Source organism: Cuneatibacter sp. NSJ-177, from assembly GCF_022867805.1.
Classification (GTDB): Bacteria; Bacillota; Clostridia; order Lachnospirales; family Lachnospiraceae; genus Pseudolachnospira.
On record NZ_JALIFO010000015.1, the window covers coordinates 161,593 to 187,864 of the forward strand.

Below are 26,272 nucleotides of genomic sequence, written 5' to 3' on the forward strand. Positions count from 1 at the left end.
TCAGGGAATAAAAACAAGGGAGGCGAATCTATGGAACGCCGGCCGGCTTCAACAGGCCGGTGGAAATAAGTGGAAAAAGGCGGCCGCCTTTTCGATTTTTCATCGTTAAAGCGACCGCCTGTATTCCCGTTTTTTTCTTTACCCGGCGCGCCCCGCGCCTTAGATTTTCCTTTCGCCTTCCGGCGTCCTCCGCGCCCTAGTTCTCCTCTTTCACCTTCCGGAATGCAGCCAGCGCCAGATCCAATTCTTCTCTGGTGTGCGCGGCCGAGAGCTGAACGCGGATCCTGGCCTTGCCCTTCGGCACCACCGGATAGACAAAGGACCGGACGTAAATCCCCTGCCGCATCATCTCCTCGGCCGCCCGGTTGGCATTCTCCGCCTCATAAAACAAGATCGCCACGATGGGATGGGTGCTCTCAATGATGTCAAACCCAATTTTCTGGATTTCTTTTCGGAAATATTCCGTGTTCTCCCGCAGCCGCTCTCTCCGCCAGCCGTCCTGCTCCGCCATCTCAAGCGCCTTCACCGAAGCCGCGGCTATGGACGGGGCAAGAGTGTTGGAAAACAGATACGGACGGCTCTTCTGGCGGAGTAGATCCACAATCTCCCGTTTCGCGCTGACATACCCGCCGCTGGCCCCGCCCAGGGCTTTTCCCAGGGTGCCGGTCAGGATATCCACCCGGCCCATAACGCCGCAGGCCTCCGGCGTGCCGCGGCCGTTTTCTCCGATGAATCCGGCAGCGTGGCTGTCGTCCACCATAACCAGCGCGTCATATGTTTCAGCCAGATCACAGATCCCGGCCAGATTCGCCAGGATTCCATCCATGGAAAAGACTCCGTCTGTCACGATCAGACGGATGCGGGCTTCCTCCGCTTCCTTCAGGCAGCGTTCCAGATCAGCCATATCGTTGTTATGGTAACGCCAGCGCTTGGCTTTTGAGAGACGGACGCCGTCGATAATGCTGGCGTGGTTCAGCTCGTCGCTGATCACCGCACAGTCCGCGTCCATCAGGCATTCAAAGATTCCGCCGTTGGCGTCAAAGCAGGAACCAAACAGGATCGTATCTTCCATTCCCAGAAAATCAGACAGCTTTTTCTCCAGCTTTTTATGGATTTCCTGGGTTCCGCAGATGAACCGTACCGAGGAAAGTCCGTACCCCCAGCGGTCCAGCCCCTCCTTGGCCGCAGCCGCCAGTTCCTCGCTTCCAGCCAGCCCCAGATAGTTGTTGGCGCAGAAATTGATGCAGGCCCCGGCTTCTTTTGTCTCAATCCGGGAATTCTGCCTGGTCACGATCGTCTGCTCTTCTTTGTACAGCCCCTCTCTTTGAAGCTCTTTCAGGGTGTCCTGATAATAGGAATACGCTGTTTTCGTCATCTCGTCCCCTCCTCATGCAGCTTGGTCCAGTCCAGGACCACTTTTCCGGATTTTCCGGTGTTCATCACCTCAAAGCCTTTTTCAAAATCCCGGACGTCGAACCGGTGAGTCAGGACCCGGTCCACATCAAGCCCGCTATCCAGCATGGCAATCATCTTATACCAGGTTTCAAACATTTTCCGCCCGTAAATTCCCTGGATCGTCAGGCCATGGAACACCACCTTATCCCAGTCGATCTGCGGAGGGGCGCTGTGGATGCCGAGGAGGGCGATTTTTCCTCCGTTTTTCATGGTGTCCACCATCATGCGGAAAGCGGAGCCGTTGCCAGACATTTCGAGGCCAACATCAAACCCTTCCCGCATTCCGAGACCGTGCATCACATCCTCGATTTTCTGCTCCGCCACGTTCACCGGAACGGCGCGGCACATCTCGGTCACCAGGTTCAGCCGGTAGGGGTTGACGTCGGTGATCACAATCTTTCTCGCGCCGATATGTTCACAGATCACGGCGGCCATGATCCCGATGGGTCCGGCCCCGGTGATCAGCACATCCTCCCCGACCACGTCATAGGTCAACGCTGTGTGGACCGCGTTGCCCAGGGGATCGAAGGAGGAGCAAAGATCTTCGGAAATCTCCGGGGGACAGACGATCACGTTATCCGCGGGGATGACCAGGTACTCGGCGAAAGCACCGTCCCTCTGGACGCCGATGCCCACCGTGTTGGGGCAGAGATACCGGTTGCCCGCGCGGCAGTTCCGGCAGGTGCCGCAGACAATGTGGCCCTCGCCGGAGACCACGTCTCCCACACGAAACCCCCGGACGGCGCTGCCCAGCTCCACAATCTCTCCGACAAACTCATGGCCGATGACCCTGGGCGTCTTTATGGTCTTCTGAGACCAGGCGTCCCAGTTGTAGATATGTAAATCCGTCCCGCAGATGGAGGTCTTGTGGATTTTAATCTTGACCTCCTCCGGGCTGGGGGACGGAATCGGGACCCGTTCCATCACCAGGCCTTTTCCAGGCTCTTTTTTGACGAGCGCATACATGCTGCCATTCATCGATAACTCCTCCTCTCATTCCTCTTGCCGCTTTTTCAGCAGAGTTTTCATTTCAGACTCGTTCTTAAGGAGTCTTTTCCTTCTGATAAAATCAAAAGAGCCCCGCCAGCCGGATCAAAATCCAGTTAAAGGGATTTCCTCCGCAGGACAAGCTGGACATCTGGCTCATACCGTCCGGGAATACATAATCGGCGGCTCCCATCACCTGCGTGTAGGCCGGGGCAAAATCCGAAGCCATCAGCAAAGTCACCGCCAGAAGGACGGTCCCTGTCAGGACAGATTTCAAAATATTCCCTTTATTGTGGGCCACGATGAACGCCACAAAAAACGGGATGGACGCCAGATCCCCAAAGGGCAGCACCCGGTTGCCCGGAAGGATCGCCGCCAGCAGGATCATGACCGGAACCAACAGAAGGGCCGTGGAGATCACGGACGGATGTCCGATGGCCACCCCGGCGTCCAGGCTGATCAGCAGTTTTCGTCCCTGGAAACGGCGGCTTACCATTTCCTGCGCCGCCACGGTCAAGGGCCGGAGTCCTTCCACCAGAATTTCCACCATCTTCGGCATCAGGAACATGACCGCGCCCATATGGATCCCCAGATTCCAGACCGCGCCGGCGTCGTATCCGGCCAATAATCCTAACCCGCAGCCTAAAATCACGCCCAGCACCGCTGGTTCTCCGAAGATTCCCAGGTGCTTTTTCATCCACTCTCCGTCCACGTTCCAGTTCTTCACGCCGGGGATCCGTTCCAGAACCCAGTCGATCCCAAAGCCGAGGGGGACCCACATCATGGCCGACGCTGTCGGCAGAGATACCCCCTCCAGGCCAAAGTAGGACTGGACCAGCGGAGCCGTCTTGTCCGCCGTGATCAGAATTGCCGCTTCCGCCAGGGCCGTAGCCGCCACAGACAGGATCACGCTGCCGGTGACCGCCTGGACGGTGACGCCGATAAAGAGAAGATGCCAGTAATTCCAGATGTCGATGAACATGGTTTTCGTCAGACCGGTCACAATCATTCCGATATTCACCAGGATACAGACCAAAACCAGGAGCGCGGAGATGGGAAATCCCCATGCGGCGGCGGCTCCGGAAGCCCATCCCCCGTCAATCACGTCCAGGGACAGGTTCAGGCGGTCCACCATCTGCTGGGCCGCCGCTCCCAGATTATCCATCAGCAGATTGATCGTAAGGGAAATCCCGATATAGCCAATCCCGGTTACGATCCCGCATTTCAGCGCCTGTCCCGGTTTCAGCCGGAACAGCAGTCCCATCAAAAAGATGCTGACCGGAAGGATCGCCGCCGCACCTAAATTCAACAGATAAAGGAAAGCATTCACAAAGGCTTCCACAGGCATTCCCCCGACTTTCACAGTAAACAGACATGTCTGCTTACGCAGACATCACCATGAATGAAAGGCGGAGGCACTTCTGCCGTCAGGCAAAAGCACCTCCGCGGCGCACGTCATAGATTGTTCCATGTAGCTTACTTACGTTCTAACCCGCCGTACAGGAAGACAATATCACTCTTTATTTGCCAAGCTTTCTGGCCAGAGCTACGATCTCCGGAGTCGGTCCAACGATCACGCCCTTATCCAGGATCTGCACGCCGTCCAGCCATACGCTGGAGTTCAGGCAGATACCATCGGAATGGCTGGCTGCCGGGATACCGCCGGGGATATCGGATACCAGCTGCGGTCCCACATTGCCGAAGCCCCACTCGGTGGATCCCCATACACGCTCGTCTTCCACGATATCGCCGGACAGCTTGGCGTTGGGGCCGAAGCCGTAGGACAGATGAGCGGTCAGGTACATGTTCGGATCATTGAAGGATTTCAGCCAAGCCGCGTATTCGGTGGCGTCGGTGCCTTCGCCTTCAATCTTGGTGATATAGCCCTTCTCGATGGTGAACTTGATCGGGTTCTTCACTGCGCCAAGAGGCGGGGAGATGGTGCCGTCCACGACAATTACGCCGTTTACGCTCTCAAACGCAGGCGCCCAGCTGATCTGGCCGGGGAACATCGCGATCTGGCCCTTGCGGACATAGCCGTCAGCCGTGGAATACTCGCGGCCAGGCGCGTTGTCAAACTCGACATCGGTACCGGCTGGAGTGGTGATGTGGAAATGCTTTCCGGCTTTGCTGTAGGCTTCGATCGCCATGATGAACTCATTGAGCATGGCATTGTCGACCCGGCCAATGTTCCGTACAACCAGTTCCGGGTTCACGCCGCAGAGGTTCATGTAGCGGGGACGGTTCTCCGGATCCGCGATGATGCGGTCGTAGGTCTCAGAATAGAAGATCCACTTGTTGTTGTACTCTACCCATGCGTCACAGTTTTTGATGCCGCCGACCAGAGCGTCCATCGGCATATCGATATCTCCCGCCTTTCCGCAGTCGCGGGGCGCTGCAATTTTCAGCACCAGCGGTTTAGCTCCCAGGATTACAGCTGCTTGCGCCGTGGCATCCACTACTTCCATGCTGCTCTCGGTATCGCAGGTGATCGCGATGCTTTCGCCGGGCTGCAACATGAACATATCCCGCAGAAGCTTCAGGCAGGCATTTACCAGTTCATACTCGTACATACTTTACTCCTCCTTCATCGTTTCAATATCGCATAAATTAGCTTTGCTAATCAGCTCTCCAATACAATCAGTTCCAACTGGATCAAAAGCTTGATCCGGTACATATCGCCGAGAACGTTCTCCTCGCTGTAACCCAGCTGCTTCAACGCCTTGCCCAGCCGGTATTTGACCGAATTCGTGTGCAGTCCCAAAAGTCCCGCCACATCGCTCATATTCCGGATCACCGCGTAGAGCCTGAGCGTATCCAAAAAGGCTTTTTCTTCCTTGGCCGCCAGCTTTTCCGTATTCAGGAACAGGCGGTTTTTATACTCAAAGGGCGCGTAGGACAAAATATAAAGCAGCGGCAGCTCATCCAGAGAGTAGATCCCGTCCAGGTAGGACAGGGTGTTCACCATATATTTCAGCGGCTCCACTTCTTTCTGCAATTCCTTCTTGTCCAGGGGGACCGAAGAAAAGACGAAAAAGTCCGGAGACAGCTTCTGGATGATTTTCTGGTATTCCGGATAAATCTCACTGTTTTTGGTGAATTCATTCGGAATCAGCAGGATGCAGTAGTTGAAGAACGTGTTCTGTTCGTAGACCAGGTAACGGTAATCCAGTTCCTTGGCGACGTTCTGGATATTTTCCCGCTTGAGCAAAACCAGAAACATCTGCGCTTCGCCTAAATTGGCGATCATCTGGCTGTTCCGCTTGTAAAACGGAATCGCACACATCCGGTCCAGTTCTTTTGTAATAGCCGGCACAATCTTGTGGAACATTTGAAGGGCCGGTTGATTCCAGGCGGTGTTGGACACGTAGGTGGCCACCATGGATCGTTTTCCGAAATACACGATGATCAGGTTTTCCTCATCCAGCCGGATCGAAATCGGGGAAACCAGCGTATTCCGGCTTTCCTGACATACCGATTGGATCTTGGAGATCACCAGGGCCACGCTGACCTTTCCGGAAATCCCGCTGTACACGGTGTCCGTGCTCATAATCATCGGCAGCCCCAAAAGCTTTTCCAAATCCCGGCAGAACCGCCCCACATTCTTTTCAATGTGGAAGTCGGAAAAAGAATTCAGGATTTCACCCAGCTGGGCATCAAAGGACGGCATCATGGTAGAGTGGGTCAGAACCCCGTATTCGGAGATCACATTCCCCCAGCGCACATTGCTGCTGACATAGACGATCGCAAACCCGCTTCGGTTCGCCAGCTCGATAATTTCCGGGTCAATCACATCGTTCAGATGGGGGCCAGGCATGATCCCCAGGCCGGAGCACCGCTTTTCAATCATGCTGCGAACCAACTGCAGGCGCCCTTCCTTGTTGTCCTTCATACTCCAAAAATTCGTCAGCATGAATTCGTAGGGAACCAGGAATTCCAGCACCGCCGGATACGGCTCTTCCATGATCTCCAGCTTCTTTACTACGTTAAACATTCCGTCATGTCCGGCTACGATGTAACTTTGGCCAAGCGAAGGCATTTTTAATAAATCGACCACTTTCAGCATTTTGTGCAAATCCTTCCTGACAAACCCATTGCCACTATACCTGGGCCGGGCCGATAGAATTTTCTCATTTCATGCTTTCGCCTTATCTTTTATGACTCAATTCTATCTGCCCGCCCCCAGTCATTCAACATTTCCAATTCACAAATTACAATAAATGTTTTGTCCGAAAACAACAATGGACCCCTTGTCACGGGCAGACGCCTACTTACAGTATTTCTCGATCACAGTCAGATATACCTTCGTGTCATTCACCAGATTGTCAATGATCACATACTCATTGGGCTGGTGGGCCAGATCGTCCAGCGTGGACCATACCACGGCCGGAATATTCTTGGCGCGCAGGATCGCTCCGCAGGTACCGCCGCCGATTCCTCCAAAATAAGCGTCCACTCCGCTCTCCCGGATGGCTTCCACCAGCTTCTGCACCACAGGCGCATCGGAAGGGGTTGCCGGAGGGGCATCCACACGGGTCACAAACTCATAGGAGATGGTCACGCCCTTCTCCGGATTTTCATATTTCCGGATCACCGCATCAATCTCCGCCATCACCTCGTCCACCGTGTAGCGCGGCAGAATCCGAAGGTCCATCACAAAAACATCCTTGCCGGGCATCACGTTGGGGCTGTCCACATTGGCAAATTTCTGGGTCAGCTCAAAAGTAGAGGTCGGTGGATTAAACAGCAGGTCAGGCTCGCCGAATTTCTCTTTCAGGCGGTCTTCGATCTCCGCGCCGAGGTGCATGCCGATGGAACACGCGTTGACGCCCAGATGAGGCATGGACGCGTGGGCCTGCTTTCCGTTTACCGTAAATTTCAGCCATACCTGGGACTTTTCCGCGATCTCCACAAAAGCGCCGTCCGGGCTGCCGCCGTCGGGCACAATGGCCTCGTCGTCCGGTGAAAAAAGACCGCGGTCAAGAAGCGCGTGGAGCCCGTAGCGGCTGCCTGTCTCCTCATCGCTGGCAAACAAAAACGCCAGATTGCATTTCGTCCGGATGCCTTCATCCTGGAGAATCTGGCAGACATGAAGGGACTCGATCACCGACTGGCTGTTGTCCTCCACACCCAGGCCGTAAATCCTCCCGTCTTTCCTGACCGGCTCCAGGGGATTGGTCTTCCAGAGGGACAGATCCCCGGTATTGACCGTATCCACGTGGCTGATGATCCATAGGGTCCGGCTCGCGTCCTCGGTCCCCTCGTATTTTACCAGAAGATTCCGGCGGACGCCTTCTTTCACCGCATCGTCCGGCACGTCGATCACCTCGCAGGTAATCGAATGAGCGCTCAGCCAATTCTCAATCCACTGCATCCTTTGGTACTCGCCTTCCCCGTTCATCCGGGGATTGATCGAGGGAATCCGGCTCATCGCCATCATATCCTCGACCATTTCTTCCCGGCGGGCCTCCACCAAAGCGTGCAGAGACGCCAAATCCTTCATCTTTTTCCTCCTATTTGCCCAGAGCCCTCGCCATCTCCACAATCTCCGGGGTCGGTCCGACTACCGTTCCGTTATCCAGCACCTGGACGCCGTCCAGCCAGACGCTGCAGTTTAAGCAGATGCCGTCCGAATGGCTGGCGCCGGGGATTCCTTCGGGAATATCCGAAGTCAGGATCGCGCCGACATTGCCGAAGCCCCACTCGGTGCAGCCCCAGACTCTCTCATCTTCCACCACATCTCCGGTCAGCTTAGCCGCCGGTCCAAAGCCATAGGCCAGGTGCGCCACCCGGAACATCTGGGGATCATCAAAGCTTCTCAGCCACTCCTCAAACTGCTGGGCCTCGGAGCCGCCCTCTACCTTCGTGATCACGCCTTTCTCCACAGTAAACCGGATCGGCGCAGACAACAGCCCCATCGGAGGGTTCTGGGACCCATCCACAACCAGAACGCCGTTGATGGATTCGAAACGAGGCGCCCAGCTGATCTGGCCGGGGAACATTTTCACCTCGCCCTTGCGCACAAAGCCGTCCGCCGTGACAAATTCCCGTCCGGGCTCATTGTCAAATTCAATATCCGTTCCGGCCGGATTGGTGACGCGGATATGATTTGCCTTCTCCGTAGCATCGCTCATGGCCATGATGAATTGGTTCAGCAGAATATTGTCGACTTTGCCGATATTGCGGACCAGAAGATCCGGATGTACGCCGTTCTGATTCATATAGCGAGGGCGATTATTGGGATCTTCCACGATCTTGTCGTACACGGTGGAATAGAAAATCAGCTTGGTATTGTACTCAATCCAGGCGTCGCAGGCCTTAATTCCCGCAATCAGAGCTTCCATCGGCATATCTTTATCGCCGGCTTTTCCGCCCGCGGGAGCCGCAATCTTAAATACCAGAGGCTTTGCTCCCAGGATTACGGCCGCCTGCGCCGTGGCCTCCACGATCTCCATGCTGGACTCAGTGTCGCAGGTGATCGCAATGGACTCGCCGGGCTGCATCATAAACATATCTCGCAGCAGCTTCACACAGGCCCCTACCAACTCATACTCGTACATATCGCTTCCTCCTTCTACAACAATCTACGTTTTTGGTTACTTTCCGGCCAGCTCCATACACCGGTGGCATCGGACGAAATGGCCCGGCTCCACCTCCCGCATCTGCGGGTCTTCCTTCATACAAAGCTCCGTCTTGAACGGACAGCGGGTATGGAAACTGCATCCGCTGGGAAGATTGACCGGGGACGGAATCTCGCCCTCGCATTTAATCTTCTTCGGTTTCAGCGCTTCCTCCTCCGGCGAAATGACCGGGATGGCAGACAGCAGCATCTGGGTGTAAGGGTGCAGCGGCTCCTCGTAAAACGTCTTGGTCGGTGCAATCTCACAGATCTTGCCTAGATACATAATCGCGATTTTGGTGGATACGTTCCGCATCACGCCCATATCGTGGGTGATGAACATATAGGTCAGCTTCTTTTCTTCGTGAAGCTTCATCAGCATATTTAAAATCTTGGCCTGAATCGAAACGTCCAGGGAAGAGGTCGGTTCATCCAGGATAATAAATTTCGGATCGCTGCACAGGGCCCGCGCGATGGAGACCAGCTGGCGCTCCCCGCCTCCGATGGAGTTGGGGGATTTGTACATGAAATCCGGCGGCAGCTCCACCATTTCCAGGATTTCCAGAATCTTATCCTCGATCTCGTTTTTCGGGACGATGTTATGTACCTTCAAAGGTAAGCTTAAAATCTGCCGGACATCCTGATAGGGGTTCAGAGAGGAACCCGGATCCTGGAATACGATCTGGGCGTTCCGGCGGAAGTCCTTGGAACGACCTTTGGTTTTCCCCGTGATCGTTTCCCCGTTGAAAACGATTTCTCCATCCGTCTGCTGATACATGCCCATCACCGTATAGGCAATGGTGCTCTTTCCGGAACCGGACTCTCCGACCAGGCCCATGACCTCGCCTTCGTAGATCGTAAAGTTAACGCCGTCCACGGCGCGGACAAAGCGGTCCTTCCCGGCAGGGAAATATTGTTTTAAATCTTTTAGTGTCAGTATCTCTTTACTCATGTTTTTCCGCTCCTCCTTCCTCTTCACTCTGCGAGGCAGAGGCGCCGGCGTATTTGAAGCAGCTTACAAAATGCTCCGGAGAAATCTCCACCTTTGGAGGCCGTTTCTTCTTGCAGATCTCTTTCGCATCCTTGCAGCGGGGGCAGAACCGGCAGCCTTCCGGCGGGTTCACGTAATCCGGCACATACCCGTAGATTCCGGCGGATAGTCCGCCGCCGGAGAGCCTTGGGACGCATTCCATCAAGCCCACGGTGTAGGGGTGGGACGGATTGTCGAACAGATCCTGGGTCCGGCAGCTTTCCACGATGTTGCCGCCGTACATGATATAGATCCGGTCCACCAATTCTCTCGCCACGCCCAGGGAGTGGGTGATCATGATCAGAGAACGCCCCTTCTCTTCCACCAACTCCCGGAGCATCCGGTGGATCTGATCCTGGATCGTCACGTCCAGAGCCGTACAAGGCTCATCGGCGATCAAAAGGTCTCTGGGAGTGACCAGGGAGGAGGCGATACAGATCCTCTGGCGCATTCCGCCGGAGAGCTGATGCGGGTAGCTGTCCATGATCCGGTCCGGATCCGACAGCATGACGCTGGTGATCGCCTGCTTTGCCACCTCGATCATCTCCGCTTTCGTCGCCTTCGGGTACTGTCCGGAGAATTTGATGATGTCAAAAAGCTGTTCGCCAATGGTGAATACCGGGTTCAGGGCAGACATCGGGGACTGGGAGATCATGGAAGCGCCCTTGCGCCGCAGCTCCAGCAGTTCATCCTTGTTCATCTTTAGAACATTTTTCCCGTTGAATTCCACGGTTCCGTTCGGAACATGGATGATGTCCTTGTCGATGACCCGGAGAATCGTTTTCATGGTGGTAGTCTTACCGCAGCCGGACTCGCCGACCAGGCCTACCTTCTCGCCCTTATTGACAAACATGTCGATGTGGTCCACCACCTTCGACATTCCTCGATACGTCTTATACCAGATAGAGAGGTCCTGAATGTTTAATACTTTTTCTGCCAATCTTAATGCCCTCCTTTGTCAAACATATCGCGGATTCCATCTCCGAGGAAATTGAAACCGAGAATCATGAAGGCTACGCCGACAGCAGGGAAAATCGTCATCCACCACATATCCGGCATATAGCTGGCGCCGTCGGAAATCATCTGGCCGAAAGCCGGCGTCGGAGGCTGCTCACCCAGGCCGACGAAGCTTAAGGACGCGCCCATCAGGATCACCCAGCCCACGTCCAGAGCCATCTTGGTGAAGATCGGGGACAGGCAGTTGGGAAGGATCTCTTTCAGCATGATGTGCATCTTGGAGGCCCCGACCAGCTCCGCGTTCTTGACGAAGTATTCGCCGGAGATCGAGGAGGCCTGCCCATAGACGAGACGGGTATACCAGGGCCACCACATGATGGTGACGGCCAGCATGGAGTTCATCATGTTCGGTTTCAGAATTGAGGCGATACAAAGAGCCAGGATCAAAGCCGGCACAGAGAGGAACACGTCCGTGATACGCATGATCACAGTGTCGATTTTCGTGCCATGGTAATAACCGGCGATCAATCCCAGCAGGGTTCCGACCGGTACGGCGATGGCAAGCACCACCACGCTCATCAGCAAAGCCCCGCGGAAACAGTAAATCACACGGGAAAATACATCGCGCCCCATCTGATCCGTGCCGAACCAGTAAGAGCCGCTGGGGGCCTGACTGGCATTGGCGTAGTCCACGAAGGTCCCGATATGCTCCGGGTAGGGCACGATCTGCTTGGCAAAGATGGCAAAGAGCAGGGAGAGACATACCAGGATCAGGCCAAACACCGATAAGCGGTTTCTCGTAAATTTATACCAGTAAATCCGCAGGTTCTCTTTTGCAGAAGGAGACAGAAGCCCTTTCTTCTTTGCTGCGGTCATATTCACATCTCCACTCATATTATTTCCCTCCTATCCGCATTCTGGGGTCCAGCCCGGCGATGATCAAATCGACAACCAGGTTTACCAGGAAATACGTCAGGCCGATGATCAGAACCACCGCGCAGATTGCATTCAGATCTTTGTTCAGCATTGCATTGATGCCGTAACGGGAAATGCCCGGCCAGTTAAAGATCTTTTCCACCAGGAACGCCTGCCCCAGCAGAGCGGAAAAGTCCATGCCCATCATCGTAACCGCCGAAGTCGCCGACGGCTTCAAAAGATATTTCCGTGTCAGCAGTCCGGGAGGAAGCCCGTACCCGGTGGAAACCGCCATGTACTCTCTCCCCGAATTATCCACCATGGAGGAGCGGAGCACGCGGGCGTCCTGCACGATCGGGCCGAGGGCCAGGGCAAAAGCAGGAAGCAGCAGATGCAAAAACGCATCCCAGGCCACATGAAAATTCCCGGTCAGCAGTCCGTCCAATATGTAAAGTCCGGTGATCGCAGTCGGAGGCGTCAAATCAGAGCTGAGGCGCCCTAACACCGGCAGCACCGGAAAGGCATAGCCCAACAACAGCAGCAGTAAGATTCCGACCACGAAAGCCGGTATCGCGATTCCAATGTAAGAAAGGATCCGAATCAGTCCGTCCACCCAGGTATTTTTGTGTTTAGCCGCCAAGATACCAAGGCCGAAGGTTCCAATGAACATAAATACGCCGGCCACCAATGCCAATTCCACCGTTGCGGGGAGGAACTGCTTGACATCCATCATTACCGGACGTTTGGTGATAAAGGAATTTCCAAAATTTCCATGGAGCACGTCGCCCAGCCATTTCAGATACTGGACCGGCAGCGCGTCATTCAGGTACAGCTCTTCTCTGAGAGCCTCTTTTGCCGCGTCGGTCGCCCGGCTGCCCAGGGCAATCGTCGCCACATCGCCGGGTACGATCCGGGCGATGGTAAAAATCAAAATCGAAGTTCCGAGCAGAACCAAGATTCCAAGCAAAAGCCTCTTACCGATAAACTTTCCCATTCTTTCTTAAGCCCTCCTTTGCTTTCAACCTCCTGAAAATCAGTCCTGAAAACGTCTTTTTTAGCAAAGTGGCGGAAGGTTTCCTCCCGCCACTTTTTTGACACAGGAAAATTGAATCCAATTTTCTATGTACTCATTCCTTTCAGGAAGCCGGCATCGTTACTTCTTCTCGGTATGGTATTCAATGTCTGCAAACTGATGTAGGTATCCATACAGAGCGCTGGCGATCTCGCCTTCCGCTACATTCTCCAGGGCGGGCCAGGTGATATAGCTGCTCTGGTAAGCGATTCGCTCCGTCATCTCGCAAAGATAACCGGTCGGGCAGAGCTCATCGACAATGTAATTCTGGATTTCGCCGTATTTCGCAAAACGCTCGGTCTTGTCTACGGTCGCCAGGGCATCTTCGATCATGCCGTCCAGCTTCGTGTCGCCAAGCCATTCGCCTTGTTCCCAGGTGCCCATGGTCTTGGAATGATAACGGGACTCCAGATAAGCGCCGGCCTCGTCATAGCTGAGACCAGAGTTGATTGCGATCATGTGAGGCGTGGTTTCCACGGAGCCCATCCGGTCGATGATCGAAACCCAGGGTGCCTTGGAAATTTCAATGTTCAGGCCGATCTGAGAAGCTGCCGACTGGATCATCAGAGCAATTTTCTCCAGATCCGCCACGTCGGAATTACAAAGGATTTCAACGGTGTAATCGCCATAGTTGTTCGCATACTTGGAGGCCGCCAGATATTCTTTCGCCTTGTCCAGGTTGTATTCGAATACGGCGGTGTCCACATGGCCCTGCACCGTTGCTGGTACCGGTCCGGTTGCCTTCACGGAATGGATGAAGACCGATTCGCAGATGGTGTCATAGTCGATCAGGCAGCTGATGGCCCGGCGGAAGTTGATGTCGTCCATGGGCTCGATCTGCGTGTTGTAATACATGTTGTACTCCAGATAAGTGGAATACTCTCCGATGGAAACCCCATCCATCTTTTCCAGAGCCGCCAGAGTCTCTGCGCTCTGCCACTGATCCGTGATATCCAGTTCTTTGTTGGCCACCATGGTGCGGACCGTGGAAGCTTCGGTGATTGCCATCATCTTGAAACCGGCAGGGGCATACTGATTGTTCCAGCCGACAAACCAATCATCAAATTTCTCCGCCAGGAAGTAATCCTGCTGTACCAGCTCTTTCGCCATGTAAGCGCCGGATCCGGCGTCATTGGTCACCAGCCAGGCTTTCCCGTAATCGCCGAATTCGCCGTAAGGGCCATCCTGTTTATTGGCCATGACCAGGTCTTCATTCACGATCAGAAGACGTACCAGGGCGCTGACAAACGGTCCGAACGTTTTTTTCAGGTGGAACACCACGGTGTAGTCGTCCGTAGCTTCCGCCGATTCTACCGAATCCGTAAACAGATAGGCGTAACCTTCGCCGATCGCCAGAAGACGGTTCATGGAGAACACGACATCCGAGGCTGTCAGCTCGCTTCCGTCGTGGAACTGAATCCCCTTTTTCAGGTGGAACGTATAAGTCAGACCATCTTCGCTGTTTTCCCAGGATTCCGCCACGCGGGGCTCCACCCCGTCCTTGCCCGGATAAACCAGCGTGTCATACATATTGGCCATTGCAATGCAGCTGGATCCCGTCGTCGCAATAGCCGGATCCAGATCCGGGGTACCGGAAACACCCATCGTGATGACGCCGCCCGCTGCCTCAGAACCGCCGCCCGCCGCTGCGGTCACTTCCGTACCAGAACCGCCTGCCGCCTGGGTGGTTGTGCCGCCTCCCGACGAAGAATTGCCGCAGCCCGAAAGCAGAGTCGCTACCATGGCAAAACTTAAGATTACGCTTAATCCCTTTTTCAATACTTTTGCCCTCCTTTTTTTCTTTTATAAAAAAGAAACCAGTTTCTTCCCGGGCATTCTTCTATTATTCTTTTTGCCCCAAGGATATTTCTGTTTTCTTCTTTTCAATCACGTTATTTTCTTTCCATACCAACATATTAAACGATCATGCTGTTATCTATCAATGTGGCTCAGATACAAATTCAAAAACTATTTTTGTTTCTAACCAATAAAGCCACCTTTTTCCGCCTTTAAATCTTTACTTTTTTCAATTGTTTCTTATTTTTCTCAATCAATCCAGCTTTTAGGCTGAATAAAATAAAGTCTGCTTTGTCTTCTCGTTTCGAGCGGCAAAGCAGGCTTATGGGAGGATGTCTTCGGCCATCCCTGGTTGCAGGCTGGCCGGAGCACGGAAACAGGCAAATGAATGGGGACGCAGGCCTTTTATTCCCCTAGTTCATGTAAAAACAAACCGCTGCGCAGCTTCGGCTCGAACCAGGTGGATTTCGGAGGCATGATGTTTCCGGAATCTGCAATATCCATCAGCTCATCCATTCCGGTCGGATACATACTGAAAGCCACCGCCATCCCGCCGTCCACCAAGCGTTCCAGTTCGGAGACGCCGCGGATTCCGCCGATGAAATCAATCCGCTGATCTTTCCTGGGATCACCGATGCCGAGAACCGGCGTCAGCAGATTCTCCTGAAGGATCGATACGTCCAGGCACTTGACGGGATCTTTCTCATCAAAACTACCCTGTTTTGCCGTAAGCAGATACCAGGCTCCGCCGAGATACATGCCAAAGGTATGGCGCTTTTCCGGACGGCATTGCTTTCCCGGATACGGGGATACTTCGAATTTATCTTCCACGCGCCGTAAAAAAGCCTCCGGCGTCAGCCCATTCAAATCACGGACCACGCGGTTATAGTCCAAAATATGGAGCTCTTCACTGGGGAAGGCCACCGCAAGGAAATAATTGAACTCCTCCGCGCCGTCATAATCCGGCTTTTGCTCCCGGCGGCGCAGGCCGACCTTGACCGCAGATGCCGCCCGGTGATGGCCGTCGGCAATATAAAATTCCGGGACGGAGCGAAACGCCTCTTGCAGTTCTTCCACCGTATCCTGGCACGCGATGACCCAGACGGTATGACGCACGCCGTCCTCCGCCACAAAATCGTATTCCGGTTCCTGATGTTTCATCCACTCCTGCATCCGCTCTTTCAGGGCAGCCGACGAACGGTAGGTCAAAAAGATCGGGCCGGTGTTGGCGTTGCAGGTATCGACATGGCGGATCCGGTCTTCCTCTTTCTCCGCCCTGGTCAGCTCATGTTTTTTAATCCGGTTTTCCAGATAATCATCGATGGAAGCGCAGCCGACGATTCCTGCCTGGGAGTGGCCGCCCATAATCTGCCGGTAGATATAGTAGCAATTCGTCTCATCTTTCTCATAGACCCCGTCCCTTACCATCTCCTCCAGGTTGGACGCCGCCTTTTCATAAACCGCATCCGCATAAGGACTGACGGATGGGTCCAGATCGATTTCCGCTTTATCGACATGCAGGAACGAGTAAGGGTTCCCGGCCACCATCTGCCGGGCTTCCTCGCTGTTCATCACATCGTAAGGCAAGGCCGCTACCTTGGCGGCCAGCTCTTTTGTCGGCCGCAGCGCGGCGAAAGGGCGAAATACTGCCATTGATTTTCCTCCTAAATTTCATTTAAACCAAGCCGTCCCCAAGAGAGGCAGCGTTTTCCATTTCTTAAGCAGAAAATTGTTTCCGGATATGCTCCACGATCTCTTCTCCGATATGTTCCTGGGCCTCCATCGTGGACGCTCCTACGTGGGGAGTAACGGAAACTTTCGGGTGGGCGCAGAGCGCTTCATTCCTTGTCGGTTCTTCCCGGTAAACGTCCAGTCCGGCGCCGGAAACCTTGCCTGAATTCAAGGCCTCAAGGAGCGCGTCCTCATCCACCAGCACGCCGCGGGCCGTATTGATGATACAGACCCCATCCTTCATTTTCGCAATCGTTTCCCGGTTGATCAGAGGATCGGCGTCCTTTGCGGCGGGAAGATGCAGGGAAATAAAATCGGACCGCGCCAACAGCTCATCCAGGGAAACAAAACGGTACTCCCCGGCTCCGGCCTTCGGGCCGCTGCGGGTGGTGTAGATCACGTCCATCCCCAATGCCTTGGCCCGTTTCGCCGTCTCCGCCCCGATCCTTCCTAAGCCGATCAAGCCCAAGGTCTTGCCGAAGAGTTCCACCCCGGCGCAGGCTTTCTTTTCCCAGGCGCCCTGGCGCATCGTCACATTGGCAAAGGCCAGATTTCTCGCCACGGAGAAAATATGGCCGATCGCCATCTCCGCCACGGAAATACTGCTGGCATTCGGCGTATTTTTGACCTCGATTCCTTTTTCCTTTGCATAGGCCACATCAATATTATCTAAGCCGACGCCGCCGCGGATGATCAGTTTCAGCCTTCCTGCCTCTGCTGCCGCATCCAGCGCGGGTTTTCGAACCTTGGTGGCTGAGCGGACGATTAAGGCGTCAAATTCCCGGACTTTCTGCTCCAAAACCTCTGGTTCACAAAATTCCATCACAACTTCAAAGCCGGCTGCTTCCAATTTTTCCACCGCGCTTTTTGCTATTCCATCCGTCACTAAAATACGAACCATCGCCGTCCCTCCTCAATGCTTTTGTTCAAAATCTTTCATGAATGCGACCAAAGCTTCCACGCCTTCCAACGGCATGGCATTGTAGATGCTGGCGCGCATACCGCCGACGGTCCGGTGGCCTTTCAGATTCTCAAAACCCGCCGCCTTCGCCTCTTTGACGAATTCGGCATCCAAGTCCTTGTCTCCAGTCACAAACGGCACGTTCATCAGTGAACGGTCCTCCGGGACCACGGTTCCGGAAAACAGGCGGCTCTCATCCAGATAGTCGTAGAGAACCTTGGCCTTTTTCTCATTGTATTCTTTCATCACGGCCAGGCCGCCCCGGCGTTTCAGCCACTGGAATACCTTTCCGCAGATATAGATCCCATAGCAGTTGGGCGTATTGTACAGGGAGCCCGCGTCCGCATGGGTTTTATAGGTCAGCATGGTCGGCGTGCCAGGCAGGACCTCTTCCGAGATCAGATCTTCCCGGATAATCACAATCACCATGCCGGCCGGTCCGATATTTTTCTGGACGCCGCCGTAAATCAGGCCGTATTGCTCTACATCCACCGGTTCCGATAAAAAGCAGGACGAGACATCCGACACCAGGATTTTTCCTTTTGTGTCGGGAAGCTTTTTATATTTTGTCCCATAAATCGTATTATTTTCGCAGATATACACGTAATCCGCATCTGGGCTGATTGGAAGATCCGAGAGGTCCGGAATATAGGAATAAGTTTTATCCTCCGAGCTGGCAATTTTATTGGCCTTCCCGTACTTCGCCGCTTCCTGGTAAGCCTTCTTCGACCACTGGCCGGTGACGATATAATCGGCCACACGGTTTTTCATCAGATTCATCGGAATCATGGCAAACTGCTGGGATGCGCCGCCCTGCAAAAACAGGACCTTATAATGATCCGGAATTCCCATCAGTTCCCGCAGATCCGCTTCCGCTTCATCTAGGATTCCCTGAAAGACCGCAGACCGGTGGCTCATTTCCATTACAGACATCCCGCATCCGCGGTAATTCAACATCTCGTCCGCTGCTTCTCTCAGCACCTCTTCCGGCAATACCGCCGGGCCTGCTGAAAAATTGTAGATTCTGTCCTTGCCCATTTTGGTTCCTCCTGTCTTTCCTGGGATGCCGCCCCATAGGCGGTATGTTTTTCCTCTTCCGGCCTTTCTTTCCTTTTCTCACAGATCCAACTTCATTTTATCGATAGTTTTTTCCCTTTTCCATATTGCCATACTACAAATTCGTAATCTTTTTTTGTGGCAGGCATACAAAAAGGATACTTCTAAATACTTTTTCCATATTTAATCACTTTATAACCGGAAAAGAAAGAAAAACCAGGGATCGTTTACTGATTGAACTGATCTCTGGCTTTGCTTTCTTATTCAGTTGGGAATCTAGGTGACGAAAATTCTGCCCCATCGTCCGTCCGGCTTTCCTTCACGTTTCGATTCCGTCAGGCCATCGGAAATTCCTGCATAAAGAACACGGCGGCCAGGCAGTCCGACTGAATTCCATTGAAAATCCGCGTGGCAAATCCGGGGGCTGCCTGTTCCAAATAGCCAGCCGTCCCTGCGCATGGCACCTGTTCTCCGATCCGTCGCAGGATCCACCGGATCTTTGCCTCGGCTTCCGGCCGGCCGGCGCCTGAAAATGTTTCCCGGATTTCAGCCAGATCCCTGGAATTTAACATTAGCTCTCCCACCGGCTGATCCGCTATCATGCACCCGCATGCAGCTAACAATACCGGCTCGCAGAGGTTTCCCATGTAATTCTTCCGCCCGTCCGGGGAAACCCGATCCATGAGGCGGATCACCGGTTCCCGGCGAAAGCAGTCCAAAAAGGCTTTTTCGATCCGGACCCGCTTTAGATATCCTAAAATCAAATCTGCTCCGCACTGCTTCGGCAGAGGGCAAAGCAGCGGATAATCCAACGTCAGCAGATGGTTTTGCGGCTGAAACTGCGCATCGTACCGGGCGAAAAACTCCATCATCCCGGTTCGGACCGTGTCCCGGTAATTGAGGCAGCCATAATCCTCCCAGCCGGTCATGAGCTCTTCATAGATTCTCTTTGCCTTCTGGGCCTTTTCTTCGATTCGCTCCCGTCCCCGCTGGTAAATCTGTTCCGCTTTCGGTTTTTCTCCCCCGGCTACAGCCCGCTCCCCGTTTTCCATCCCTTCCCTGACGCAGGTAAGAACCGCCTCCATCAACATCTCCGCAGTCTCATACGTCACCGAACTGCTTTCTTTCCTCGTATAGCGTTCCGATAACCTTGCCACAATCGGCAGAAGTTCTTCCAAACTGTAATCCATCTTCGCTCCTCCCGGCCGGCTTTCTTAAAACAAATTTTTCAGGGCTTCCCAATACAGTTCCCCGTCCCATCGCGTCTCTTCGTCCCACTTACTGTATTCTTTCCTGCCTCCGGTCTGCTGATAGCCCCGGTACCCCTTCCTGATCGCCCGCGCAAACCGCTCGGCGCAGGTCTGTTCCAAATAATCCATATCGCCTCCGCAGACTGAGTCGAACTGTTCCCGTAGAAAGGTTAAAAGCTCGTCATCCGTGAGAAGATCTGCGGAATCATTTTTATATTCGTAGAAAATATCCTGCAGCCGCTTCAGCGTGTCCAAATAGTTTTCCCCGTTGAGATAAGGAGAATCGCAAAAAGTCTCGATCAGCAGGTTCAAGATTCCCTCCCCGAACTCCACCCGCTTTCGCTCTCGCAGGCTCCGGTCCCGGCACTCCACAAGCTCCAGCACTTCCTCCCCGGACAGCGTCAGGCCATAGGACGCGGTTTTCTCGTTGCAAGTGAGTAAAGCGCTCACCTCTTGCCGGCGTCTCGCCAGCGGCAGCAATGCAAGCGTTTGATGATCCATAAAGCCTCCTTTCGTTGTCCGCCTATTATAAGCTTTCCTTATTTTAATTACCAGTCTTTAAAAATCTTGGATTTTGTGGTATAGTATTAATAGAAAAAGAGGTGGAACCCCACCTCTTTTTCATTTCCGCCGTTTTCAAATAAAACCGGCGCAGCGCAGATATCCTCTAATGGCCTCTGTGCTTTTCTTTTTTCTTTTGCATTTGCAGCTCTCGCTTTCGCTCCCGCTCTTCCTCCCGCTTTTCCCGGCGAAGCGCGTTCCGCGTCTGCTTTCCCTGCTCCTGCAAAAGCTTTAAAGCCTGCTGGGAACGGGTTCCGACTCCGCTGCCCTGCACCTCATGGCGCGCAGCTTTCCGAAGCCGCCCCGGATTCGAGCAGGCGCTTCTGTCCCCGGCCAGGACAGGCGGACCAAACCGCAGCGTATCATAGTTTTTTAGAACTGCTTCCCAGACTTCATACTCCTTTGGCTCCGGGCCAAAGGTCATTTTACAGACGGTCAGCCTTCCGTCCCTGGTGCGTTCCCACACGCCCACCCAGAACGGATCTTCAAAAAACACGGTAAGCGCCACTGATTCTTTGCCCATAACAAAGTCCTCCTTATGCTTTGATGCGCAAAGAACGGACGACCAAGGAGGAGGGTTACTGAAAAGCCGGTCTGGGAAAACCGGCTCCCGTCCGGACTACCAACCGGATCCGCACTGGCTTTCGCCAGGCGCCATACCCGAACGAGCGGGTACGATGTGTTTTTATCTTTGCCCTTTTGTTATATCACAAAATCCAGGGCGCTTCAAGTCACTCGCCTTCCCGCGCCGTCAAGTCCGCGCTCCAGGAAGACATTTTCACCCCATTCTTAAAAGAAACTCCCACATTATAATAGGTCTTCTCGTCAATCTGAATCAATGTTTCGGCCCCCGAATAGACGCCGTCATCGGAGCGGTAAGTGGAAAGGATGCTGTCCCCGACGATTTCAAAAGTCCCCCGGAGCGTCCCCAGTGCCGGATTTGAGGATTCCCATTTCAAGGTAGCCGCCTGCTCCGCAGGAAAAATCGTATAGACATTGGTATAGCGGACCGGCGGATCCGACAGAACTTCCATCAGTCCTTGCAGGGACCATTTTTCATCCCGGTGAATCGCCTGAACCTCTCCGGCCAGGGCAAACGGATTTCCCTCTTCATCGTAGTATACTCCGGAAGCTTTCCAACCCATCGTCCGATAAAAATATGTATGCTTCATTTCCATTCCTCCATCATCCGGCCAAAGCCCTCATGTCTCCTATTTCCATGCTCTATTATAACGGAAGATATTTCATTGCGCTACAGGAAAGAAAGATTTTTTTGAGCGGTTTTTCCGACATAAATTTTAAAATTTTAGTTGAAAATTATTTTAATTCAACTTATGCTTCCTATAGACACCGGTGTACTAAAATGAATGGGAGTTACAACATGGATTTTTTTACGAATAAAGAGAGAGAGATTTTTCACACATCCACGATTCTGTACATGAGGAGAACCGGAGCATATGGCAAAGAGAATTATGTTCTCATGGAGAAATTCAAAGACTGGTTAAATACACACAATTTATATGATGACCATACGGCTATTCTGGCCATCCCCTTAGACAATCCCAATAGAACAGAACCCCAAAACTGCCGGTACGATGTCTGTATCACAGCCCCTGCCGGAACAGAAATCGGTTATGGCGACGTGAAACTCAGACAACTCGAAGGAGGGAAATATATGGTATTCCAAATCGAGCATACCGCGCAAGCCGTACAAAAGGCTTGGGAAACCTACTCCATTGAGCTGGAAAAAAGCAACGTTTTGCAGGACACATCAAGGCCCATGATCGAACGCTATGCCAAAAAGCTGGTGGATCATCATTCCTGCGAATTATGTGTCCCGATTTTATGATATAGAATCCCGATCTATGAGAATGGCGCCGGAAATGAGCCGCCCCGCGCCATTCTCATATTGACGCATCCGGCGGCGGCGTGCTATGATTCATAATGAAACGCAGTAAGACGAAACCGTTGTTTCAGAGCCATATACGCGGAGGATTTCATGGGAGAAAACGAGTTGCACACCCGCTCGGTAGAACGAGCGATGGATATTTTAGAATGTTTTTTGGAAGAGGACGAGCTTTCTCTCAATGAAATTGCAAAAAAAACCAGCCTCTCCTCCGCCACCGTACTCCGCATTATCAATTCTCTCCAAAAAAGAGGATATGTCAGCCGGGATTTGGACACCAAACGATATTCCCTGGGGGGAACCTTCCAAAGCTTTATCCACCGCGTCGATTCCAAGAACGAAGGAATCAAAAAAGCGGCTAAACCAATCATGGAAGAACTGTATCAAGCCTACAACGAAAACGTCCGCCTCTTTGTTCTGGACGGAAAATTTTTGCTCTGCATGGAGCTCTACGAATCCACCCAGGACGTCCGCCAGGTCATCCATATCGGAGACCGGCGGCGTCTGAACCTCAGCGCCACCGGGCGGCTTTTTCTCGCTCACATGAGCCCCAAGCAGAGAGACCAGCTGGCTCCCGATTTAGAAATCGACGCCGGTTCTCTCGACGAGATCCGCTCCGACGGATATGCTCTCAGCACCGACAGCAATGAATCCGGAATTATCGCCATTTCGGCTCCGATTTTTAACCGGTCCGGAAAAATGGTTGCCGCCCTCTCCCTTTCCGGACCGGCCTTCCGATTGATCAATCGGGATATGACCGGAAAGATCAGAGAAACCGTGGCGGCCGCCAGGCAGATCACCGAAACCCTCAAAGAAAATCAAATCCGATAACGAAGACACAGGCGAACCGTCACAAGGAGAGACAAATGAACGATGTGATCGTGCGGAACGTAAGACTAAACACCGATGACCCGAAAATCTGCAACGCGATTATGGGGGTGACCAGGGAAGCCATTGTGGAGGAAGTCAAAATCCTCTCTGAGCTGGGGACCGATTTATTTGAATGGAGAGCCGACACCTATGAGCATTTTCCCGTAAAAGAGGAAATGCAAAAGACCATGGAAAAGCTGCGCCGTTCTGCCAAACAAAAGCCGGTTATCTTTTCTGTGAGAGGCGCTGCATCCGGCGGGACCCGCCTGCTTTCCGCAAAAGAACAGGCCACTGCCTGCCGTCTGGCCTTAGAGAGCGGCTGTATGGATTTGATCGAGGTGGAGCTTGCCTTCGGGGAGGAGCTCTTCGGCCCGCTGATCGCCGAGGCAAAAAAACGCGGGGTCAAGACGATTCTTTCCTATTATGATTATGAAAAGACACCGGACCAGTGGGAAATCCTTGACGCGCTGTCCCGATGTGAAAGCTACGGCGCAGACCTCTCCAAGATCGCCGTGACGGCGAAGACCAAGCGGGATTTGCTGAGCCTCTGGTCCGGGATGGTGGAGAGGGAGGACCGGTCCGGCGTCCGCCCCCGCATCGTCGTGGCCATGGGCCCTCTGGGAAATGTCAGCCGGATCCTGCCCTCCTTCTTCGGCTCTGTATTGACCTATGCCAGCGGAATCACCACCTCCATGGAAGGTCAGATCAATGCCAATGATTTGCGGACCATTCTGTCCCTCATTTAAAGTGACTCCGCCTATTCCTTCCGGATCTCCGCCACCAGTATTCTCAGCCCATAAGAATACACCTTTACCCCGAACCCGGTCAGCAGCCCGGTGACGGACGGAGCAATCACATTGGTGCGGTCGGCTCGTTTGTCCACATTGGAAATATGGATCTCCATCACTGGAATCATCAGTTTTGCCAGCGCCTCGGCAATCCCGGATCCGGTGTCCATCCAATCCGCCGGATTAAAGAGGATGCCTGCATAATGTTCTGCTTCCGCAGTCTCGATCCTGCGGATGACCTCCGTTTCCTCATTGTTCTGATAAGAGTCCACCTCGACTCCCAAGGCGGCGGCGGTCTTTTCGACCAGTTGATCCAGATCATCCATCGTGACAGCGCCATGGACAGAGCCTTCTCCCTTTCCCATCTGATCGTGGTTGAGACCGTGGAGCATCAATATTTTTTCCATTTCTTTTTCCTCCTATCTTACAGCGGCATTCCGCCAATGAACCGATCCGTCTTCCTCAAAGAAACATCGTACTGATGCCCGGAATATAGGTAATCAGCAAAAGAGCGAGGGTAAACACCCCGATCATCACAAACGCCTTTCTCCCGATGGTCATCGGCGGGATCTTTGACAGACTGCTTGTGACAAACAGGTTGACGCCGAACGGCGGCGTTACACATCCGATCGCAAGGCATACCGTCATAATAATGCCGAATTGCACCAGATTGACCCCAAGGCTTTTCATCGTCGGCAGCAGGATGGGAGCCATCACCACAATGGCAGGTGCCGTATCGATAAACATTCCCAGGATAAAAAATACAATCAGGACCACCAGCAGCACCAATGCCGTGCTGTGGAAAGAAGATGCAATAAATTCGCTGAGCCTTGCCGGCGCTTTCAGCATCACGAGTACCCGGCCGAAAGCCGTGGCCAAAGGCAAGATCAGGCAGATCGGCGCGAGTCCCCGGACGGAGACGGCAAACAGCTTCGGCAGATCCCGGATCCGGATCGAACGGTAGACAAAAATCGATACGATCAGGGAATAAAAGACCGACGCGCAGGCCGCTTCCGTGGGAGTAAAAATCCCGGTATAAATGCCGCCCAGCACAATGACCGGCGAGAGCAAGGCCCAAATCCCATCCAGCAGAACCCGCCCAAATCCACTTTTGTGCAGTCTTTGATAATTTTCCGCGAGCAGCTCTTTGTTCTCACACCGGCTGCGTTTGCAGTAGACCACGCAATAGACCATCAGCAATGCGCCCATCAGAAATCCCGGCAAAAATCCGGCGATGAACATATCTCCCAAGGACACACCTGTGGTGGACGAGTACAGGACAAACGGAATGCTGGGAGGGATGATCACTCCCAAGCCCCCAGCCGTCGCAATCAGCGCCGCCACAAAGGTTTTCTCATACCCTAGCTTCACCAGCAAGGGAAAAGTCATGCCGCCGACCGCGGCCGCGGTTGCGGGCGCAGAGCCGGATATCGCCCCGTAAAACAGGCAGGTCATCACGGCCGCGCAGGGCAGGCCTCCTGTTTTATTCCCGACAAAATAGGCGAATATATCATACAGCTTTTTTGCGATCTGGCCTTCGCTCATGATGTTCCCAGCCAGAATAAATAAAGGAATGGCGATCAGCGTCGTATTTTCCGCGCTTCCAAATATGCTGCGCACCAATGCCGAAAAGGTGGTCGCCCCCGCCATCCCCAGAAGGCTGGGGAGCAGCGCTCCCGCGGCCATCGCGATGACGACCGGGATTCCGCACAGCAGGCAGATGACAAACACCAGGAAGATCCATGCAACCAGACTGACATCCATCTTTACGCCCTCCTTTCCTTTGCTGCGCTCTCGTCAGGCTTTCGCTTTGCCAGAGCGCGCACGCTTAAAATCACCATCTGAACGCTTCGGGCCAAGCTGAAAAACATCCCGCAGGGAAGCGCAATATACACAATGTAGATGGGAATCCGCAAAGCCGGGGAAGACTGCGTGCTGTGGTAAACAGAATCAAAAATCCCAATCGAGACGGCGGCGCAGGCGCCGAAAAAAGCCAGATTGACCAGATGGGCGAAAACCTCCGCCGCCTGGCGTCCCTTTTCCGGCAAAAGATCCACCACCGCCGTGACACGGAAATAGGATCCCGACCGGATGGTCAGACTGATGGAAAAGAAAGTAATCCAGATATAGCAGTACCGGCTGAACTCCTCCGGCCAGGACAAAGCCGCGTTGAATCCATAGCGCATCACAACCTGCAGCATCATGGCGGCGGACAGCAAAGCCAGCAGGCTCCCGCAGATCAGAATCTCCAGATTGCGGTCCAGCCAACGCAAAATTTTCATATCTCGGCCTCCGTTTTCTAAACTATTGCCCCATC

The 26,272-nt window shown here is 53.5% G+C and carries 25 protein-coding genes; 3 read left to right on the plus strand and 22 right to left on the minus strand.

Annotation, left to right across the window (positions count from 1 at the left end; all coding sequences use genetic code 11):
* Positions 1-196 precede the first annotated feature (196 nt).
* From MUB23_RS18490 to MUB23_RS18580, 19 genes are all read right to left on the minus strand, one after another.
* Positions 197-1,375: a glycine C-acetyltransferase gene (locus MUB23_RS18490; protein ID WP_244802238.1), complete on the minus strand. Its 1,179-nt coding sequence runs from the start codon at positions 1,373-1,375 to the stop codon at positions 197-199.
* Positions 1,372-2,433, minus strand: a complete 1,062-nt coding sequence (gene tdh, locus MUB23_RS18495) for an L-threonine 3-dehydrogenase (protein ID WP_244802239.1) — start codon at positions 2,431-2,433, stop codon at positions 1,372-1,374. Before tdh ends, MUB23_RS18490 begins: the two co-directional genes overlap by 4 nt.
* A gap of 91 nt (positions 2,434-2,524) precedes the next feature.
* Complete coding sequence (locus MUB23_RS18500; protein ID WP_244802240.1) at positions 2,525-3,784, minus strand: PTS galactitol transporter subunit IIC; 1,260 nt, start codon at positions 3,782-3,784, stop codon at positions 2,525-2,527.
* A gap of 178 nt (positions 3,785-3,962) precedes the next feature.
* Positions 3,963-5,015 (minus strand): aminopeptidase, encoded by a 1,053-nt coding sequence (locus MUB23_RS18505; protein ID WP_244802241.1) that lies wholly within the window; start codon positions 5,013-5,015, stop codon positions 3,963-3,965.
* Between the two features lie 50 nt (positions 5,016-5,065).
* Complete coding sequence (locus tag MUB23_RS18510) at positions 5,066-6,508, minus strand: PucR family transcriptional regulator (RefSeq protein WP_244802242.1); 1,443 nt, start codon at positions 6,506-6,508, stop codon at positions 5,066-5,068.
* A 201-nt stretch (positions 6,509-6,709) separates the two neighbouring features.
* On the minus strand, positions 6,710-7,945 hold the full coding sequence (locus MUB23_RS18515; RefSeq protein ID WP_244802243.1) for a M20 family metallo-hydrolase: 1,236 nt from the start codon (positions 7,943-7,945) through the stop codon (positions 6,710-6,712).
* Positions 7,946-7,955: 10 nt separating this feature from the next.
* Complete coding sequence (locus tag MUB23_RS18520; RefSeq protein WP_244802244.1) at positions 7,956-9,002, minus strand: aminopeptidase; 1,047 nt, start codon at positions 9,000-9,002, stop codon at positions 7,956-7,958.
* A gap of 36 nt (positions 9,003-9,038) precedes the next feature.
* Positions 9,039-10,013 (minus strand): ABC transporter ATP-binding protein, encoded by a 975-nt coding sequence (locus MUB23_RS18525; protein ID WP_244802245.1) that lies wholly within the window; start codon positions 10,011-10,013, stop codon positions 9,039-9,041.
* Positions 10,006-11,031: an ABC transporter ATP-binding protein gene (locus tag MUB23_RS18530; RefSeq protein WP_244802246.1), complete on the minus strand. Its 1,026-nt coding sequence runs from the start codon at positions 11,029-11,031 to the stop codon at positions 10,006-10,008. Before MUB23_RS18530 ends, MUB23_RS18525 begins: the two co-directional genes overlap by 8 nt.
* Before the next feature lie 2 nt (positions 11,032-11,033).
* Entirely contained in the window at positions 11,034-11,942 is a 909-nt protein-coding gene (locus tag MUB23_RS18535; protein ID WP_244802247.1) for an ABC transporter permease, read from the minus strand.
* Position 11,943: 1 nt separating this feature from the next.
* Positions 11,944-12,957 carry an ABC transporter permease gene (locus MUB23_RS18540; RefSeq protein ID WP_244802248.1) on the minus strand — a complete coding sequence of 338 codons (1,014 nt, stop codon included), beginning with the start codon at positions 12,955-12,957 and terminating at the stop codon, positions 11,944-11,946.
* Between the two features lie 159 nt (positions 12,958-13,116).
* A complete protein-coding gene (locus tag MUB23_RS18545; RefSeq protein WP_244802249.1) occupies positions 13,117-14,814 on the minus strand; it encodes an ABC transporter substrate-binding protein in 1,698 nt (565 codons plus the stop codon).
* A gap of 423 nt (positions 14,815-15,237) precedes the next feature.
* Positions 15,238-16,485 (minus strand): DUF1015 domain-containing protein, encoded by a 1,248-nt coding sequence (locus MUB23_RS18550; RefSeq protein WP_244802250.1) that lies wholly within the window; start codon positions 16,483-16,485, stop codon positions 15,238-15,240.
* A 64-nt stretch (positions 16,486-16,549) separates the two neighbouring features.
* Positions 16,550-17,464 (minus strand): D-2-hydroxyacid dehydrogenase, encoded by a 915-nt coding sequence (locus MUB23_RS18555; RefSeq protein ID WP_244802251.1) that lies wholly within the window; start codon positions 17,462-17,464, stop codon positions 16,550-16,552.
* A 12-nt stretch (positions 17,465-17,476) separates the two neighbouring features.
* Positions 17,477-18,562: a 3-phosphoserine/phosphohydroxythreonine transaminase gene (gene serC, locus MUB23_RS18560; RefSeq protein ID WP_244802252.1), complete on the minus strand. Its 1,086-nt coding sequence runs from the start codon at positions 18,560-18,562 to the stop codon at positions 17,477-17,479.
* A 353-nt stretch (positions 18,563-18,915) separates the two neighbouring features.
* Positions 18,916-19,770, minus strand: a complete 855-nt coding sequence (locus MUB23_RS18565) for a DUF6179 domain-containing protein (protein ID WP_244802253.1) — start codon at positions 19,768-19,770, stop codon at positions 18,916-18,918.
* Positions 19,771-19,794: 24 nt separating this feature from the next.
* Positions 19,795-20,331 carry a DUF6323 family protein gene (locus tag MUB23_RS18570; RefSeq protein WP_244802254.1) on the minus strand — a complete coding sequence of 179 codons (537 nt, stop codon included), beginning with the start codon at positions 20,329-20,331 and terminating at the stop codon, positions 19,795-19,797.
* 166 nt (positions 20,332-20,497) lie between these two features.
* Complete coding sequence (locus MUB23_RS18575; protein ID WP_244802255.1) at positions 20,498-20,914, minus strand: YjdF family protein; 417 nt, start codon at positions 20,912-20,914, stop codon at positions 20,498-20,500.
* A gap of 208 nt (positions 20,915-21,122) precedes the next feature.
* Positions 21,123-21,563, minus strand: coding sequence for a hypothetical protein (locus MUB23_RS18580; RefSeq protein WP_244802256.1), 441 nt, complete (start codon positions 21,561-21,563; stop codon positions 21,123-21,125).
* A gap of 209 nt (positions 21,564-21,772) precedes the next feature.
* On the opposite strand from MUB23_RS18580, the gene MUB23_RS18585 reads away from it, so the two are divergent.
* From MUB23_RS18585 to aroD, 3 genes are all read left to right on the plus strand, one after another.
* Positions 21,773-22,240: an AraC family transcriptional regulator gene (locus MUB23_RS18585; RefSeq protein ID WP_244802257.1), complete on the plus strand. Its 468-nt coding sequence runs from the start codon at positions 21,773-21,775 to the stop codon at positions 22,238-22,240.
* 150 nt (positions 22,241-22,390) lie between these two features.
* On the plus strand, positions 22,391-23,128 hold the full coding sequence (locus MUB23_RS18590; protein ID WP_244802258.1) for an IclR family transcriptional regulator: 738 nt from the start codon (positions 22,391-22,393) through the stop codon (positions 23,126-23,128).
* 35 nt (positions 23,129-23,163) lie between these two features.
* Positions 23,164-23,913: a type I 3-dehydroquinate dehydratase gene (aroD, locus tag MUB23_RS18595; protein ID WP_244802259.1), complete on the plus strand. Its 750-nt coding sequence runs from the start codon at positions 23,164-23,166 to the stop codon at positions 23,911-23,913.
* Positions 23,914-23,924: 11 nt separating this feature from the next.
* On the opposite strand, the gene MUB23_RS18600 is transcribed toward aroD, so the two are convergent.
* The 3 genes from MUB23_RS18600 to MUB23_RS18610 are packed head-to-tail and all read right to left on the minus strand — an operon-like array spanning position 23,925 to position 26,237.
* Positions 23,925-24,362 (minus strand): type II 3-dehydroquinate dehydratase, encoded by a 438-nt coding sequence (locus MUB23_RS18600; RefSeq protein ID WP_244802260.1) that lies wholly within the window; start codon positions 24,360-24,362, stop codon positions 23,925-23,927.
* A 55-nt stretch (positions 24,363-24,417) separates the two neighbouring features.
* Entirely contained in the window at positions 24,418-25,719 is a 1,302-nt protein-coding gene (locus MUB23_RS18605) for a TRAP transporter large permease (protein WP_244802261.1), read from the minus strand.
* Positions 25,720-25,721: 2 nt separating this feature from the next.
* Positions 25,722-26,237: a TRAP transporter small permease gene (locus tag MUB23_RS18610; RefSeq protein ID WP_244802262.1), complete on the minus strand. Its 516-nt coding sequence runs from the start codon at positions 26,235-26,237 to the stop codon at positions 25,722-25,724.
* Positions 26,238-26,272 lie beyond the last annotated feature (35 nt).